15 protein-coding genes are annotated in these 17,188 nt (G+C 56.1%); 5 read left to right on the top strand and 10 right to left on the bottom strand.

Going from position 1 to position 17,188, the window contains the following annotated elements; translation table 11 throughout:
- Window positions 1-47: 47 nt before the first annotated feature.
- Complete coding sequence (locus tag KJ653_08040) at window positions 48-698, top strand: AsnC family transcriptional regulator (GenBank protein ID MBU0685779.1); 651 nt, start codon at window positions 48-50, stop codon at window positions 696-698.
- A gap of 12 nt (window positions 699-710) precedes the next feature.
- On the opposite strand, the gene KJ653_08035 is transcribed toward KJ653_08040, so the two are convergent.
- Window positions 711-851 carry a YHS domain-containing protein gene (locus KJ653_08035; GenBank protein ID MBU0685778.1) on the bottom strand — a complete coding sequence of 47 codons (141 nt, stop codon included), beginning with the start codon at window positions 849-851 and terminating at the stop codon, window positions 711-713.
- A gap of 226 nt (window positions 852-1,077) precedes the next feature.
- Here KJ653_08035 and KJ653_08030 point away from each other — a divergent pair, with 226 nt between their 5' ends.
- Window positions 1,078-1,863 (top strand): sulfide-dependent adenosine diphosphate thiazole synthase, encoded by a 786-nt coding sequence (locus KJ653_08030; protein ID MBU0685777.1) that lies wholly within the window; start codon window positions 1,078-1,080, stop codon window positions 1,861-1,863.
- Window positions 1,832-2,677 (top strand): hypothetical protein, encoded by an 846-nt coding sequence (locus KJ653_08025; protein MBU0685776.1) that lies wholly within the window; start codon window positions 1,832-1,834, stop codon window positions 2,675-2,677. Before KJ653_08030 ends, KJ653_08025 begins: the two co-directional genes overlap by 32 nt.
- A 17-nt stretch (window positions 2,678-2,694) precedes the next feature.
- Here the strand turns inward: KJ653_08025 and carB are convergent, their stop codons facing one another.
- Both carB and carA read right to left on the bottom strand, forming a co-directional pair.
- Window positions 2,695-5,904, bottom strand: coding sequence for a carbamoyl-phosphate synthase large subunit (gene carB / locus KJ653_08020; protein MBU0685775.1), 3,210 nt, complete (start codon window positions 5,902-5,904; stop codon window positions 2,695-2,697).
- Window positions 5,904-6,974, bottom strand: coding sequence for a glutamine-hydrolyzing carbamoyl-phosphate synthase small subunit (carA, locus tag KJ653_08015; protein ID MBU0685774.1), 1,071 nt, complete (start codon window positions 6,972-6,974; stop codon window positions 5,904-5,906). The genes carB and carA overlap by 1 nt, the downstream gene beginning before the upstream one ends.
- 305 nt (window positions 6,975-7,279) lie before the next feature.
- Between carA and KJ653_08010 the strand changes: the two genes are divergently transcribed.
- On the top strand, window positions 7,280-8,137 hold the full coding sequence (locus KJ653_08010) for a hypothetical protein (protein ID MBU0685773.1): 858 nt from the start codon (window positions 7,280-7,282) through the stop codon (window positions 8,135-8,137).
- Here KJ653_08010 and KJ653_08005 read toward each other — a convergent pair.
- The 7 genes from KJ653_08005 to KJ653_07975 are packed head-to-tail and all read right to left on the bottom strand — an operon-like array spanning window position 8,134 to window position 15,825.
- Window positions 8,134-10,047, bottom strand: coding sequence for a phosphoadenosine phosphosulfate reductase family protein (locus tag KJ653_08005; protein MBU0685772.1), 1,914 nt, complete (start codon window positions 10,045-10,047; stop codon window positions 8,134-8,136). The genes KJ653_08010 and KJ653_08005 overlap by 4 nt on opposite strands.
- A gap of 47 nt (window positions 10,048-10,094) precedes the next feature.
- Complete coding sequence (gene ribH, locus KJ653_08000; GenBank protein MBU0685771.1) at window positions 10,095-10,508, bottom strand: 6,7-dimethyl-8-ribityllumazine synthase; 414 nt, start codon at window positions 10,506-10,508, stop codon at window positions 10,095-10,097.
- Window positions 10,509-10,531: 23 nt separating this feature from the next.
- Complete coding sequence (ribC, locus tag KJ653_07995; GenBank protein MBU0685770.1) at window positions 10,532-10,996, bottom strand: riboflavin synthase; 465 nt, start codon at window positions 10,994-10,996, stop codon at window positions 10,532-10,534.
- On the bottom strand, window positions 10,993-11,448 hold the full coding sequence (locus KJ653_07990; protein ID MBU0685769.1) for an FAD synthase: 456 nt from the start codon (window positions 11,446-11,448) through the stop codon (window positions 10,993-10,995). The genes ribC and KJ653_07990 overlap by 4 nt, the downstream gene beginning before the upstream one ends.
- A gap of 6 nt (window positions 11,449-11,454) precedes the next feature.
- A complete protein-coding gene (ribB, locus tag KJ653_07985; GenBank protein ID MBU0685768.1) occupies window positions 11,455-12,165 on the bottom strand; it encodes a 3,4-dihydroxy-2-butanone-4-phosphate synthase in 711 nt (236 codons plus the stop codon).
- A 55-nt stretch (window positions 12,166-12,220) separates the two neighbouring features.
- Window positions 12,221-15,121 carry an FtsX-like permease family protein gene (locus KJ653_07980; GenBank protein MBU0685767.1) on the bottom strand — a complete coding sequence of 967 codons (2,901 nt, stop codon included), beginning with the start codon at window positions 15,119-15,121 and terminating at the stop codon, window positions 12,221-12,223.
- A gap of 11 nt (window positions 15,122-15,132) precedes the next feature.
- Complete coding sequence (locus KJ653_07975; GenBank protein ID MBU0685766.1) at window positions 15,133-15,825, bottom strand: ABC transporter ATP-binding protein; 693 nt, start codon at window positions 15,823-15,825, stop codon at window positions 15,133-15,135.
- Between the two features lie 204 nt (window positions 15,826-16,029).
- Between KJ653_07975 and KJ653_07970 the strand changes: the two genes are divergently transcribed.
- Window positions 16,030-17,070 (top strand): bifunctional phosphoglucose/phosphomannose isomerase, encoded by a 1,041-nt coding sequence (locus KJ653_07970; protein ID MBU0685765.1) that lies wholly within the window; start codon window positions 16,030-16,032, stop codon window positions 17,068-17,070.
- Window positions 17,071-17,188 lie beyond the last annotated feature (118 nt).

Raw genomic sequence — 17,188 nt, 5'->3', positions numbered from 1 at the left:
CCTTTCAAGTGAAAAGGATATCCCCCTCCCAAGGCTAGTCTCTGTCCATGAGTCTCAATCTTGATGATGTTGACAGAAAGATATTGAGAGAGCTTCAGCAGGATGGCCGAGCCTCCTTCAGGGACATCTCTGCCAGGATTGGCGTTAGCACTCCGACAGTGAGCTCGCGAGTGCAGGCGATGCTGGATGTGGGCCTTATCAGAGGTTATTCTACGATGCTGGACGCTGACATGCTGGGCCAGATCTCGGTCGCATTGGTCCTAGAATCCAAGCCCTCCGATCTCGACAAGGTGGTCATGAGAATAACGGAGGATGAGATAGTAAGACAGATTTACGTTCTGTCCGACTCAAGAATCCTGTGTATACTCTCGTTCTACAATCAGATCAAGTACCAGCGGTTCCTGGAGTCTCTTGCTCAGGTGCCTGAGATCGTCAAGATGGACAACTCCATGGTGATGAGGGTCCCGAAGGAGAGCCCAAGGGCCGCCCTCACTGACGAAGCTGGTCTTCTGATCAGATGTTACTACTGCGGTCACATGATGAAGGACGAGGGAGTGAAGATCAAGCTGGACGGGAAATACCACTACCTCTGCTGCAGCGTTTGTGAGAAACTTTACAGGGAGAAGTACGAGAAGTTGAAGAAGTCCGCAGGCGGTGCATTCCCGATGACTCAAGAGCACCCCGTCCATCAGCACTAACCGAGGTCTCTCTCAGGCGTACTTGTCGGGATTCTTGTCGAATGCCTTCTTGCAGCCAGGGGCACAGAAGTAGTATTCCTTGCCCTTGTAGGTCGACTTCCACTTAGCTGTGTTCGGGTCCACATCCATCTTGCATATTGGGTCTATATCCATCCTCTTCATCTCTCCTGGAATCGTTGTGGGAGCGGAGCCAGGTCTTCTCGTTCGCGGGGCTAGACAAGATTCCAGCTCCGCTCCGCATGCAATGCTATCTCGAACAGGGTGCATATGCCTTGTGCCTTACATACCAGACCGCATCCTCCAAGCTTGTCCAAGTGTCGAGGGACAACCCTTATATTCGGGAAGCTGGTTTGCGCACTCCACGGTCTGGTGAAAGCAGATGCCGATCTTCGAAAAATCGTCCGAAAGTTCAGTGACGCGCGCAATCATTTCTCAGTTCGCCAAAGACATGGACGGCTTTGCCGAAACAGATGTCATAATCATCGGCGGCGGTCCGAGCGGGCTCATGGCGGCGCGCGACCTCGCACTGAAGAAGGTGAGGGTGCTCATCGTAGAGAGGAACAACTACCTCGGTGGCGGCTTCTGGATCGGCGGATTCCTCATGAACACGATTACCGTCAGAGCGCCCGCACAGAAGATACTGGATGAGCTCGAGGTGAAGTACAAGATGTACGAAAAGGGGTTGTACATGACCCCTGGTCCTCTGGCCTGCGCGAAGCTCATTGCATCGGCGTGTGAGGCGGGCGTCAGCGTCCTCAACATGGTATCGTTCGATGATGTCGTGCTCCGCGAAAAGAACAGGGTCGCTGGCGCAGTCGTTAACTGGACGCCTGTTGGAGCGCTCCCGAGGCAGATCACCTGTGTAGATCCCGTTGCTCTGGAGTCCAAGTTGGTCATCGATGCCACAGGCCACGATGCCATGGTCGTCAAGAAGCTCGAGGAGCGCGGTCTTATCAAGACGCCCGGGTTCGGTGCGATGTGGATTGAGAAGAGCGAAGACGCTGTGGTCGAACACACCGGTTTCTGCCATCCCGGACTCATAGTGACGGGCATGGCGGTCTCAACGACCTTCGGCCTGCCTAGGATGGGCCCGACTTTCGGCTCGATGCTCTTGTCGGGCAGGCGGGGAGCTGATGTCGCGTACAAGCACCTCAAGAAGCTCTGAGAAGAGACTGCTCAGATATGTGGACATCCACTCTCCCGAACAGTCAACGGATGTTGATTTCGAGGAGATCGCATCCTTCCTCGAACACCTCTTCCCTTCGGTCAGGTTTCGCATCAGACCTAGTATCCTTACTTCAGTTCGCAAGAAGTGCATTGAGCGGATTTCTGAGAGATTCGCCTCGGCTCGGATGAAGGACCCGAACAAGGCCGAGCAATCATTCGAGCCGATGTACGGAGAGATCGACTACGAACGGCGCACCGTCCTCGGCGAAGCTAGGATTGGCGGGATAGTGTATGACGGTCGGAGACTCGAGGATCTGTTCACCTCAATCCTCGGTCCCCAGGACCTGCGTGAGCACGTATCCATCATTCTGACGGACAGGCTTGTGTCTACATACTCGACCGATGACCTTAGGCACCATCTCAGGACGATCGTGTGCGGCTTTCCGAGCATTGTGTCACTCCCTGGAATAGTGGAAGCCCCTGCCAAACCGCGTGAGTATTACCTGATGAAGCAAGGCATGGAACTGCAAGGAGCCGGGGATGTCCAGCTTCAGGAGCTTAAGAAGGCGTTCGAGGGACGATTCATCGACTACGGTTCGCCAAAGACCACGGAGGTCCTGAAAGGGCTGGCTCTCCAAGGGGTGTTGTTCCATCTCACTCTGCAGCCATTCTGCGACAATAAGAGATGCCGCCTGTTCAACGCTCACTGGCAGGAGGATCTCATCGGGTCCCAGATATCATCTGGAAAACTATGTGCGAAGCATGCGAATGTCATGCGGAGACTTGGCAAGGAACCCGCTATCAACTGGTGAGAGAGTCCCGCCCGCCCCTAGCTCAAGTTGTGGAAGAATGATAGATCGTTGACGGTCATTTCCTTCTTCACGGCATGCTCCATGGCCATGACTGCGGCCCTCGCACCCTGAATCGTCGTGAAGATCGGAATCTCCAGCTCAACGGCCAGCCTGCGCATCATGTAGCCATCCCTTCTGGCACCCGACGCCTCTGTCGGTGTGTTGATTACCAGCTGCACATTGCCTTGGCGCATCAGCGAGAGCGCGTCAGGAGAGCCATGCTCTGATATTCTGTGCACGGAAGTTGCCTCGATGTTCTTGGACCTGAGGACATCCGTCGTGCCTTTGGTGGCGTATATCGAGAATCCGATTGATGACAGTCTCCTAGCAAGGTCCACTGCAGATTTCTTGTCGACGTCCGCGACGCTGATGTACACCTTCCCTTTCATGGGGAGTTTCTGGCCCGAAGCGACGAGCGCCTTCCACACTGCCGCTGGATAGGACGTGTCTATGCCCATGACCTCTCCTGTGGACTTCATCTCAGGACCCAGGATGCTGTCCACTCCAGGCAGTTTCAGAAAGGGGAAAACCGATGCCTTGACCGCGACATGCTTGATCTTTGCCTCGCCCTGGAGTCCGAGATCCTTCAGAGTCCTTCCCAGCATGATTTTCGTGGCAACCTTTGCGAGCGGCACACCAGTGGCCTTCGAGATGATCGGCACGGTCCTGCTTGACCTCGGGTTTGCCTCAAGCATGAATATCTCGCCGTCCTTGTACGCCAGTTGGAGGTTCATCAGGCCTATTGTCTTGAGCGCGAGCGCGACCTCCTTCGTGACCCTTCTGATTTCCTTCAAGACGTCAGGTTTCAAGGTTTGTGGCGGCAGGACCATCGTTGCGTCCCCTGAATGAACACCGGCCTCCTCTATGTGCTCGAGAATCCCCCCGATGTAGACATCTGTCCCATCGGAGACCGCGTCCACATCGATTTCAATCGCGTGCGTGAGGTATTTGTCGACGAGAATGGGGCGCTTCTTGGAGACCTTTGCAGCACTCTTCATGTACGTCTCCAGCTCCGATTCGTTGTATACGATCTCCATGGCCCTTCCGCCGAGGACATAGCTGGGTCTTATCAGCACCGGGTAGCCGATTTCCTGGGCGAGGTTCTTTACCTCATCGAACGAGAGGCCGGTCCCGGACTTCGGCTGGCGGATCCCCAACTCGTCCATAAGCTTCGCGAACTTCTTCCGATCCTCTGCGAGGTCCATCGAGTCTGGAGATGTCCCCAGTATCTTCGTCTTCCTTCCTTTCAGCTCCTTCTGGAGGGGGAGCGCAAGGTTGATGGATGTCTGCCCGCCGAACTGGAGGATCACCCCGTCCGCGTCCTCCTTCTCTATCACGTTCAGGACGTCTTCGACCGTTATGGGCTCGAAGTACAACCTGGTAGAGATGTCGAAGTCTGTCGAGACCGTTTCGGGATTGTTGTTGATGACTATGGCGTCGATCCCCTCTTCCTTCAGGGCGATGGCTCCGTGGACGCAACAATAGTCGAACTCTATCCCTTGGCCAATGCGTATCGGACCTGAGCCGACCACGATCACTTTCCTGTTGCTGGAAGGTCTCGCCTCGCACTCTGATTCGTATGTGGAATAGAAGTACGGTGTGGTGGCCTCGAACTCCGCTGCGCAGGTGTCGACCATCTTGTAGGTTGCAGCAATTCCCTTCGATGTCCTCTGGTTTCTGATTGTCCGCTCTTCCTTTCCCGTGAGGAGTGAAATGTATTCGTCACTGAAGCCGAGCCTCTTCGCGAGCCTCAACGTACCATCGTCCAGGCGCTTCTTCAGCATGCTCTCTGTTTCAATGATCTCCATGAGCTTCTTGACGAAGAACGGGTCCCAGTTTGTGAGCGCGCATACTCTCTCCTGAGAGACACCTCTTCGCAGAGCCTCCGCAATCATGAACAACCTGGCGTCGGTGGCATCCGCCAGCTCCTTCGCAATCTCCTCATCGGACCATTTCTCAGGCTCAAGACCGACCCTGTCGATCTCGAGAGACCGCACGGCTTTCAGGAGCGCCTCTTGGATGTTCCTCCCGATGGCCATGACCTCGCCGGTGCTTTTCATCTGAGTCCCGAGTCTCCTGTCAACGGTCCTGAACTTGTCGAATGGCCACCTGGGAATCTTCACCACGACATAGTCTATGGAAGGTTCGAACGCTGCGCATGTCCTTCCCGTTATCGCATTGGGGATTTCGTCCAGAGTACGTCCGACAGCGATCTTCGCAGCCACTCTGGCGATGGGATACCCTGTCGCCTTGGATGCCAGCGCGGAACTCCTTGAAACCCTCGGATTCACCTCGATGACACGATACTCTCCTGTCTTCGGATGGACCGCGAACTGAATGTTCGCTCCGCCTTCGATCCCCAGGGCGCGTATGATCTTGATCGTCGCTCTTCTGAGCATCTGATGGTCCCGATCGCTCAGGGTCTGGGCAGGAGCAACAACAATGCTATCGCCCGTGTGGACTCCCATCGGGTCGAGGTTCTCCATGCTGCAGACGATTATGCAGTTGTCTTTCGAGTCGCGCATCACCTCGTACTCGAACTCCTTCCACCCGATGACGCTTTCCTCGATCAGGACTTGATGGATCCTCGAATAAGCCAGGCCTCTGCCTGCGATGTCTTCGAGCTCCTGCTCGTCGTGGGCTATCCCTCCTCCGGTTCCTCCGAGTGTGAATGCGGGCCGCACAAGAACCGGATAACCACCTATCTCTTGCGCGGCATTCTTGGCTCCTTCCACCGAGTTAGCCGTCTTGCTCTTCGGGATGGGTTCTCTCAGGTCTAGCATGGTCTTCCTGAACAGCTCCCGGTCCTCGGACAACGCTATCGCCCTTGGCTGACTCCCTAGCAACTCCACCTTCAATCGTTCGAGAGTCCCATTCTCCGCAAGTTCAGAACATAAGTTGAGAGCTGTCTGGCCGCCCATTCCTGAGAGGATGCCCTGGACTCTCTCCTTCTCGAGGATCTTCGTGACGGTCTCGATGTTGAGAGGCTCCACATATACGATGTCTGCAATCTCGAGGTCTGTCTGGATGGTGGCCGGGTTGGAGTTCACCAGGACCGTAGTGTAGCCTTCCTCTCTCAATGACCGACTCGCCTGCGAACCGGAGAAATCGAACTCCGCCGCCTGTCCTATGACGATTGGACCCGAACCTATCACCATCAGCTTCTTCAGATCCGTCCTCTTCGGCATCAGGCTCCCTCCAGCATCTTCCTGAACCGGTCGAACAGGAAGCCCGTGTCCTGAGGACCAGGATGGGCCTCGGGGTGGAACTGCACTGAGAAGATCGGCAGCTCTCTATGTCGCATTCCCTCTACCGTCCCGTCGTTCAGGTTTGTGACGGTGATCTCAAGACCTGCCTCCTCAGCGGATACTGGGTCTACGGCGAAACCGTGGTTCTGCGATGTGATGTACACCTTACCCTCGAACTTGACCGGTTGATTGATTCCCCTGTGGCCGAACTTGAGCTTGTAGGTCTTTGAACCGAACATCAACGAGAGAAGCTGATGGCCGAGGCAGATGCCCATCATGGGGAAGTCCTCCTTCAGCTCCCCGAGCGTAGCCACTGTGGACGCCATGATCTCGGGGTGTGCCGGGTTCCCTGGGCCGTTGGATATGAAGATCCCGTCCGGCTCGAGATCTCTCACAGTCTTCTCAGTGGTGTCGAACGGCAGCTGAATGACATTGAACCTTTGACTGAGTTCCTCGATGATGTTCGATTTGAGCCCACAGTCGAACAGAGCGACGGTCTTTGGCTTCCCACGATCATGCCGCACGATCTTCTTGGTGCTCACATTGGCGACCAAGTTGGTGTCTTCGGGATGCCTCATTCCACGGATTCTTCCCAGCAGTCGTTCTGGGTCGGCCGTGGAGATCCCACCTTTCATCGTTCCGAAGTTGCGAAGCCGTCTGATAAGTGAGCGCGTGTCGACGCCTGAGATCCCTGGAATCCCGTTTTCGATCAACAGTTGGTGGATTGTTGTCCGCGAGTCACGATGGCTGGGCGATTCACATATTTCCTTTACAACATAGCCCCAAACCTGGACCTTGGTGGACTGGAAATCGATGTCGTTCACTCCGTAGTTGCCGATCAACGGATATGACGCCGCGAGTATCTGACCGCAATAGGACGGGTCCGTCAAAGACTCCTGGTACCCCGTCATCCCTGTAGCGAAAACGACCTCTCCAAGGACTTCCTTGCGAGCACCGAAGGCCTCCCCCTCAAAAACTGTCCCATCCTCTAGGACCAGGAAGCCCTTCATTCACACGACCTTTCGGATATTCCGAACGGGGTTAAAGAAGGTTGTTGTGACGTTGAGACGTCCTGTGGACGGGATATCCGAATCAGGACAACCTCTCAACGTTTCGTCCACTCTCTGCTGAGGATGGAGTAGACGACGCCATCTTGGAATTCTCTGAACTCGATCAATCGACCTGTCTCATCGTGCTTCATTACGACTGGTCAATTGTTGGCCTCCGTATTTGAATCTGAGGTCCCTGGGGCCAGCCTGCCATTCGGCAATGATTATTATAGGCTTCGATACTCTAGGCCATTCGTTAGGTCCACATGTTCCCAGAGCACTGCAAGGAAGTCAGCGTCAAGAAGGTCAACTTCGAGCTGACCCAGGAGAGCATCAAATCGTTCCTCAAAGGAAAGAGGGCGTACATCCGGACCCGATATTACGTCTTCAACTCGGGGAGTGATTGGGCGGTGGCTCTGATTGTGAGAAAGCCGTCGAACGATGTTCTCCAGGAGATTGCGTCAGTCCATATTCTGTCCCTTCCTCACGACACTCGATTCGTGGAAGATCCGACCAAAGACGTCCTGTCAGCCAGCTCAATGGGTGCACTACGCGAAAAGGCGGGGACCAAATGCATCGTCGTGAAGGGAAAGGCAGAGCACGTCTCATTCTTCATTGATGAGCCACCGTATGAGCTGACAGTATTCGATGTGGTTCCGCCGAGCCCCTCAAAGCTGGTTGGCCTGGTGACGAGCTCCCTCGAGACCGATCTCCAGAACATGTATGTGAGGTTCAGGACGGAAGAGGTCGACCTAAATGATCTGGCGAAGAGTGCGTCCTCAGCGATCACTATGTTCCCTTGCAGAGCCTCTGGCCTTGTGCACGGGAAACGAGTTCTCTATCTGGATGAGACCCCGGAACTCACACAAGAGGAGCTTGGACAAGTGACTCTGATAGGCTGCAGCCTCTCGGCGAGGATATTCAAGGCGATCTACGGCGTCGAGCCCGACATGATAAACATGTGTCCCCAGGACATAGCCAGGGAGAAAGGCCTGAAGGGACCTCTTCTCATAAAATGCTGCAAGGTGAAGGAGGGACACGAGGTCAAGGGGGATGTGGCAATAGTGCCATGGGGAGCACGCGCCTCCGAAGTGACAGGCGCGTTGAAAGCGATTCTCCGCTAGATATCCAACTCGTCTTCACGGAACTTGACTGCTGGGCAAGGGCCAAGACAGGCGCCGCAATGATTGCACTTCTTTAGGTCAATAATGACCTGTCCATCTAGATGAAGTGCACCGTTCTTGCATCTGACTGTACATATCCCGCATCCCGCGCAGTTGACCGCCCGGAAGACGACCTCCCTGAGCATGGATGCTTTCTCTCGGAGCTCATTCTCGTCCCTGGCCTTGACCATCACCGGACCCTCGGAGAAGACCGTGATCGACCGGACCTCGGCGATGTTCATGTCTGGTGACGTGGTGACTGGGCCAATTATGCTGAGCATGTTGGCGACCCTGTCCATGGGGAGTGGTCTGCTGAACACGCCCTCCATGCTCAGACCCTCGACGCAGGGACTGTAGCCGCTTGTGCTCCTGAATTCGAGTTGGGCGGACTCCGGAGCCGGAATGGCTAACGCCGATATTCCCTCCCCTATCGGGGCGAGCTCGTCGAGTACGGACTTGGGAATCCTCTTCCAGCGCCAGAGGTCATACTCGAGCCACGCTGAGGGCCTCCCGTTCTTTTCAGCGAACTCCTCAAGGAATCCTTGCCAGCGCGCATACTGTGGGCTGATATCCCTGACCTTCCTGAGCTCGGCCAGATCTGTGGCTGGACACATGAAGCACCCGATCCTCTCCAGCCCCTCAGCGTACAGAGGATTCACTTTCGCGCCTTTTGAAAACAGGTATATCCAGACATGAAGCGCGGACCATTTCTGTATCGGTGACGCGGCGAGTTGGTTGGGAGTCCAAGGGTTCCGCCAGACCTTGCTCTTCTCCGCTCTCTGCTGAGACTCGTAAGCCCTTTGACCGATGAACGACAGGACTCCCTCGGGGAAGTTCTTCTGTATCAGCTGGGTCGCGGGTCCGAGTTTGCATGTCTTGCAACACCACCGGAAATCTTTTGCCGGAGGACCGAAGTGGTCCAGGTTCTTCCAGAACGATTCGCCCGCGCTCTCAACGACGAGCTCAAGATTGTGAATCTCTGCGGTCTCCACGACGTTTCTCTTCGTCTCTTCGAATTCCAGACCAGTGTCAACGAAGATGAGCTTTGGCCTGATGCCAGCTTCGAGTACGAGGAGGAGCGTTGCCAGGCTGTCCTTCCCACCACTGTAGGAGACCGCAACGGGCAGCTTGCTCTCTTCGATGATCTTGAGAATGAACTTCTTTGCTTCTTGAACGCGCCGGGAGATGACTTCGCGGTTCGCGGCAATAACATCGCCCCATCCCGCAGCTTTCTGAATCGTCTTGGACGGCATCCCACTGACGCTCCAACGCGTCTTTACTGCAGTTCCGCGTTTGTGCGCCATCATCTCTGAGGACGACATCTTTGCGACGCCCACGGATACTGCTCCTCCTTCCTGGTCCAGAACAAGAACTTCCTTACCAGGCTCGATCTCCCGATCGCACTCTAGGACGCCCACCGCGAGCGTGCTCGCTTTCTTCATGCGGACAGCCTCGGCCGCAACAGGGTCGATTCTGACCCAGCTCTTCTTCACATGGGGTGCGATCCGCTCAGCGCTGATGGGCCGTGGAAGAAACCTCTCTCCATCCAGCAGAATGAATCTGACCGCTCCGACGACCTCTCCATCGAGGATGATCTCGTCCATCCGATCGATGTCCGGCGCCTTGTTGAGAAGCACGATCCGTCCGTCAGGGATAACGGCCCGTCCAACGCCTTTCCCGAACTGATCATCTATGAGCTTCCTAATCCTCGTGATGTCGGATTCGAATGCAGGGCGGGCATCTCCAGGAGGCGTGAGTTCAACCTGTCTGGTCTTGCCTCCACAGATTCCGCACGACGCTTGCTCTAGAACTGGCAGATTGCAGCTGTCGCACCAGCGCAAATGGATCTTGCCCAGTATGATTGCGCCCACGGGACTCCGGAGTGAATGGCCTTATTATAGATTATCCGATTGACGGCCTACTTCATGGCCTTCCACTGCTTCACGACGGACTCGACGGCGTCCTTGGCCCTCTCGATCCTGTCCTCAGCCTGCAGCCTCGTCATCCCCGGCCCTGAGATGCCAAGACTGATCGGCTTCTCGTACTCCACCGCGAGGTCCGTGATCTTCCTGGCTGCCTGGCCGATGATGATCTGGTCGTGCTCCGTCTCGCCCTCGATGACCGCGCCTATGGTCACGACTCCATCGATGTTCTTGTCCTTCACGAGCCTCTTGACGGCGAGCGGGATGTCGTAGACTCCCGGCGTCATGACGACCTTGGCCACCTCAACGTCCAAGAATTTCGCGTGCTCCTTTGCCCTCTCCAGCATCATCTGCGTGATGTCGAAGTTGTACTCGCTGCAGACGATGCCTATCTTCATTCTTCCTGCCATATGACTACCTCCTTTCTCGATCCTCAGTTAGCCGGTCCAACGTCCTCAAAGCCTTGTCGGAGGCCTCTGCCTGCGTTCTTGGCAAGCCTCTCTGGCCTGAAAAGGAGGTCATACGCGTTCATCGCGTGCTCACGTGCCCTCCTCTCGGCAAGCCTTGCCAGCTCCTTCTCGCTCTTTGCCTCGTCCTCGTGGACGAACACCTCTATCACGTGCTTGTTCGTAAGAAGTTGGACTCGGATCAGACCCGTGGAAGCCTCGTGCGCGCACATCTTATCGATCTCCTGTGCGCCCGGCATCCCCAGGGCGATGACGATGTCGCAGTCTCGCTCCTCTAGTAGCCTCTTGGCCGCTACGGGGAGATCCTTCACTCCAGGGACCGTGTATCTTTCTACTTTGAATCCTGTCCCGGTCCTCTTGAGCTCGTCAATGGCGAACCCCCCCATGTCCACCCTCGCGAAGGTAGTGTCCGCTACGCCGATTCTCCTCACCGCTGCTCGACCTCCTTGAGTTTCTTGTCGACAGTGTGGAATTCGATGATCTTGTTGATGATCTTCCTCGTACCGTCGAGGTCGTGGTCAAGGTGCGGCATCCTGACTACCTTCACCTTCAACCCCCTTTTGTCCAGCTCCTTCTTGAGGTCTTGCTCCTTGAATGGCTGGTCGTATCCTATCGTGATTATGTCAGGCTTGAGATCCTTCACGATATCGAAGATGTCCCCGCTTTCGTTTCCGATCACAGCTTTGTCTACCGGTTTGAGCGAAGCGACGAGTTCGCATCTCATTTTCGCGGGGGTGATCGGTTCGTGCTTTCTCTTCCTCACGGTCGCGTCCGTCGCCACCACCACTACGAGCTCGTCTCCCAGCTTCTTGGACTCTTCCAGATAGTGAAGGTGGCCTAGGTGGATGATGTCGAAAACCCCTGTGGCCATTACGCGAACCATGAACGCTCACCTTTTCCCGGACTCTTTCCAGGCATCGACGACCTGAGCTCCCTCTAGGAACACGAGCCCCTGCTTCTTCGCATAGGCTTTTGCCTCCTCCTTCGAGAGTGCCTTTCCATCTTCGCCCATCATCTCGCAGACGGTTGCGGAGGGAACCAGCCCCGCCATGATCACAAGCGCAGTCGCTAATTCTGTATGCCCGAGCCGCGTCTCAAGTATGCGCTCGGAAGTATTCAGTAGATGTATGTGCCCGGGTGCCCTGAAACACTTCCCGAACTCCCTCTTCGCCCATCCGTCCTCGGAAGTGAGGGCGCGCTTCGACAGCTCCGCGAACTCCTTGACAGTGAGGGCGCGGTCGTTGTCCGTTATTCCAGTGAAAGTCTTCCTGTGGTTGATCGTGATTCCGAATGCTGACTTCACATCGTATGGGATGTCGTTGGGGATTAGGCTTCGCATGACTGGATAATGCTCGGCCATTCCGAGGAAGAGCTCAGTGAGGAACGGGAGGCCGAGGGCGCGCTGGATCCTGGTGTCTGCAGTGGTGCAGATCAGGCCACCAGCATCCTTCCTGAGGAGCCTGATGACCGCGGGTGCGACGAACTCCGAGGCGACGACCATGTCGGTCTCCTCCTCGCGGCCATCTGCGTCGTAGACTAACACGATGCGGCCCTGCTTGAGTTCCTGGAGCGCCTTCATCACGGCAGCTGAAGCCATCATCTCGCGCATAAAGGCCGAGAATATTATCCGTGTTGTAGTTACCAGCCAGAGGGTATCAGTCTATCTTTCTTAAAGCCTCAGCCGGGGCCAGTCTGGAGGCTTTCCGCGACGGCGGGAGCGTCGAAACCAGCGTGATGGCGAACGCGATTGTTATGAGCAGCAGTATCTCGCCCCACGGGATGACAAACGGCGAGTTCTCAGAGAACCCTCCCCAATCGTACATCCTCCATGAGAGCACGAGGCCGAGGAGCACGCCGAGGACGATTCCCAGGAGCGAGACGAACGATGTCTCCAGCAGGAACACCTCTAGTATCATCCGGCGCTGGAACCCTATCGCCCGCATGACGCCAATCTCCTGACGCCTCTCCGTGACGTTCCTTATCGTTATTATCCCCAGGCCAGCTATACCGACGACGAGGCCTATGCCCAGGAACACCTCCATGAGCTGCATTATGGATGAGACGGTGCTCATGAACTCCTCTACGGTGTCCTTGATCACGAATGTCATGAATCCGTATTCCACGAACTGCTTCTCAAGCTGCTTGGCGACGTCGGCGTCGGTCAGCGAGGAGCTGAGCGATGTGGCGACGTAGAAGATGTTCGTGTCTACGTGGACAGCTCCAGAGACCACGTACGTTGCCGATGTGAACACTCCTTGGAGGAATATCTGGTCCATGATTCCGACCACGGTCACTCGAGTCGAATTCCCGTTCTGAAACTCCACACTTATCTGGTCGCCTACGTCTACGAAGAACGTTCCGTACTGAGGTCCGTAAATCTGAGACACAACACTCCCGTCCATGACGGCGAGCGTAGGATCCGAGGAAATCGCCTTCCAAACATCGGCGTCGGTGGCGTATCCCTCGGCTCGCTTCTGCAGGGAGAAGTCTCCAGCAGACAGCATGGAGTCGCTGAACCCTATCAGAGTCGAAGGATTCGACTCGTTGTCTCCAATCTTCATGAGGTCGATCGGGGCCGTGGTCGCTGTCTCGATGTTCTTCACCGCGTTCTCTCCCAGCGCGTCGTTGACGCTCACCATCCCAGCAGTGACGTTCTCCACGCGTATGTTCCTCATCGAGAAGCCGATGATTTCGAAGCCGCCCGAGTACTTCTGAGCTATGGTGTCCACGCTCTCCCTCTGGAAGGACGCTATCATTGCGATGACGACAACCGTGAACATGATCAATGAGAAGATGAACAGAGACAGCGCCGTCCTGAACTTCTTGTTCATCGGGTAGCTGATGGCCGTCCTGAAGACCGGCAGGAGTGATTTCCGTCTGCCGAAGAACGCCACAAGACCCGCCAGCATGAGGTCGCTGTTGAACATAGCCAGTAGGACTCCTCCGGTCACGAGCACGAGGCCGGAGACGATGAACATCTCGATCCCGCCCGACAAGTTGCCGAAGAGCCTCCCGTTTATGTCGAATGGGTCAGTCTGCCAGTATATCATGAAGGCACCGACGATTGAGAAGGGTACGCGTGGCCCCACGAACCGGAGGGACACCATGGCGCCGCCGAGGGCCATGAGGCATGGGCCGAGCGTGGTCCAGGCGACCTGCAACGACGCCGCTCCTTGGAGCGTCATCAGCAATCCCAGCACCGCCAGAACGATGCCTGGGACGATATACCTCTTCTCCGACTTGGTCAGCATCGGCTCCGGGATGTCCCTGATGGCTCGCACTATGTTGAGCTTGCTAACGCGCCACGACGCAACCGCGACGGTAAGGAGCGTTATCAAGAAACCCGCACAGGCTGCGACCACCAGGCTGGCCCAGGTGAAGTGTAGGGACCAGGTCATTCCCGATCCTGTGAAGACCGACGAGAACAGCACTATCATCAGGCTCGCGACGGCAAGGCCCGCGAACGCGCCAACGACGGACGCGAGCAGGGCGTAGACGACCCCCTCGAACATGAAGCTCTGCGTGAGGTCACGTCTCTGCATGCCTATTGCCCTGGAGATGCCCATCTCAGGCTTCCTCTCCTCGGCCAGCATTACAAAGATGTTGATGATGAGTGCCACACCGGCTATGATCGCGAACGAGCTCATTATGATGAAGATTTGGGAGACCTGGTCGGAAGTCTGCTGAGCAGCTTTGATCCCGTCTGCCTTGATAGCCCAGAAATCGAAATCGTATCCTGAGGGCAGCTTCTCTCTAAGTTCTTGAATCGCCTGGTCTGCGACCTTGTAGCCAGACTCGATGCCTCCCTTGTTGGAGACGTCCAGGCTGTTGATCAGCCCAGGCTGTGAGTATAACGACTGGGCGAACGAGATGTCCACGAACAGTGTCTCGGTCCCTCGCCACAGTGCCATTCCTGTATCCTTCGCGACGGCAGACACTCGGAGTTGAGTAGGGATGCCGGATTGCTGGATCACGAGCACTGTGTCGCCGACCACAGCCTCAATCTTGTCCGCCATCTCTTTGTTGATGACCGCCATGCCTCCGCTGATGTCCGTTCCGGATATCTGTGAGCCATCGGCCTTCAGGAGCGTGTCGAGATGGTGATCCGGATTGAATCCGAAGATCATACCCGTCGGGGCAGACGCGCCAGTCGTTGGATTGATCACAGTCACTCCCTCTCTGATCGCAGGAGCTGCCCCGTCGACGTACCTCATGGACCCGGAGTCCACGAGAGAGATGAGGTCGTAGGCCACAGACTGGTTGAAGTAGGTGTACCTGCCGGCATCGTCCAAGATGGACACGACTTCGTCGACATTGCCGGTCGAGTCGAAAGTGTCCTGCTTGATTATGTAGTCAAGAGTGTCAGCAACCACGAGGGAACCCGAGATCATTGCCGTTGAAACCAGCAGTCCGGACACGACAAGGATCGTGTACCTCTTCTTCCTCACGATGTTTCTCATCGACATCTTGGCGAGGGTCTTCCTCCTGGCCGCCAATACTCCGATGACGGCGAGGGAGACCAAGACAAGAATCAGGAGCTGGCCAAGTCCGTTCAACTCAGATCACCTCAGAAAGGCGCGGGCGTGAACTCCTTCTCGATCAGGCCGTCCTTCATCACCACAATGCGGTCAGCCAGGTGGCCGACGTTGTAGTCGTGAGTGACTATGATGAACGTCTGCTTGTTCTGCTTGTTGAGCTTCCGGAGCAGGTCCATTATGTCCTTAGAGGCCTCGCTGTCCAGGTTCCCAGTGGGCTCGTCCCCGAACACGATCTCGGGCTTGTTCACGAGGGATCTGGCAATCGTCACCCTCTGCTGCTGGCCTCCCGAAAGCTCCGCTGGCTTGTGAGTCTGCCAGTCCTCGAGACCCACGGATGCAAGGGCTTCCAAGGCCCTCTTCCTGGCCTCCTTCGGCGATGTCCCCGAAATGAGCAGAGGTAGCTCGACGTTCTCGACTGATGTCAACACTGGAAGGAGATTGTACGCTTGGAATATGAACCCAATCTTCTCCGCCCTGTAGGTCGTCCTCTCGCGGTCAGACATCTTCGAGAGGGGCTTGCCACGGATATACACTTCGCCCTCGCTCAGATCATCCAAGCCAGAGACGCAGTTGAGAAGGGTCGTCTTGCCGCAGCCAGACGGGCCCATGACAGCAACCATCTCCCCCTCTTTGACGGAGAGGTTCACTCCCTTCAGGGCATCCACTTTGACTTTTCCAGAGTCATAGGTCTTCTTGACTGCCTTGACCTCGATGATGCCCATTGTGCTGTCTTCTGGCTTCGCCTTTTGGACTCCCTTCGCATCCGTCTTCATGCTAACCATCTCCCTATTGGAAAGGCTCTCCGCCCCCATGCGTGACCGCAAACGAACGGTCATTTGTTATAAAATCTCTTCGTATTACGTTCGAAAGAGGCTTTCGAGATGCCAGAGCATAGATTTATCCCTGTAAACCCTTACAACCGCTAGATGCTAGACTCCAAGGAGAGCGTGCGCGCCCTGGACCAGAAGAACATGTTGGGTGTTATTGAGGAGATGCCCAAACACCTGGCAGACGGCCTGAGGCGCGGGCGCATGACTGGCCTGCCCCGGTTCACCCCCAAGGAGGTCTTGGTGTGCGGGATGGGCGGTTCTGCCATTGGCGGCGACCTCTTGGAGGAGTGGATGTCGGTCTCGTCCGAGGTTCCGTGCCGTGTGTGCAGATCGTACACGGTGCCGGCGCATGTGGGGAAGGATTCACTAGTGATAGTCTCGAGCTACTCCGGCAACACTGAGGAGAGCTTGAGCATGTTCGAGGACGCGCGTAAGAAGAGGGCAAAACTCGTGGCTGTCTCCTCAGGAGGCCAGCTGGCCAAGATGAGTGAGACATGCGAGATACCGTTCGCCAGAATCCCAACCGGGCTTATGCCCAGGGCTTCGCTTGGGTACACTTTCGGCGCATTGATGGGCGTGCTAGAGCGCACAGGAATCGCCAAGCCGGACAAGCAGCTCGAGGAGGCGGTCAGGGTCATGGGTAAGACGATCGCCTACTGCAAACAGTCAGTCCCAACGAATGACAACCCAGCCAAGATGCTAGCACACGAGCTCTTCACGTGCGTACCAGTCATCATAGGATACGATCTGTCGAGGCCAGTCGCCAAGAGATGGTCAAACCAGATGAACGAGAACGGTAAGGTGCTGGCGTTCAGCGCGGAGCTGCCCGAGCTGGACCACAACGAGATAGTCGGCTGGGTGAAGGACCCCAGAAGCAAAGGGTTCGCGGTCGTGTTCTTGGAGCACGACACGCGCACGAGCCCGATGCGCGCGCGCATCGCGGCCACGAAGGACATGATTGGCAAGGCCACAGCCGTCTACTCCGTTGAGGCAATCGGCCTCTCCCCGCTGGCCAAGATGTTCTCCCTGCTTCTAATGGGGGACTACGCCAGCACTTACATGGGGTTTCTGAGGCACGTTGATCCTTCATCGAACGAGCCAATAGACGAACTCAAGGCGATTTTGTCCAAAAAGTGAGCTATTACCGTTCGTCAGCCAAACGGCAAGTGCCATCGTGCAAGTGAAAAAAGTGCATCGAGAGGGCCCATGCCCTCTCTGCGTTTTCCCATCCCATCTGAGCTTTTGGTTAGCCCTT

The sequence above is a fragment of the Candidatus Thermoplasmatota archaeon genome, assembly GCA_018814355.1.
Taxonomy (GTDB): Archaea; Thermoplasmatota; Thermoplasmata; order UBA10834; family UBA10834; genus COMBO-56-21.
This window is presented reverse-complemented; position numbering and strand designations above follow the sequence as displayed.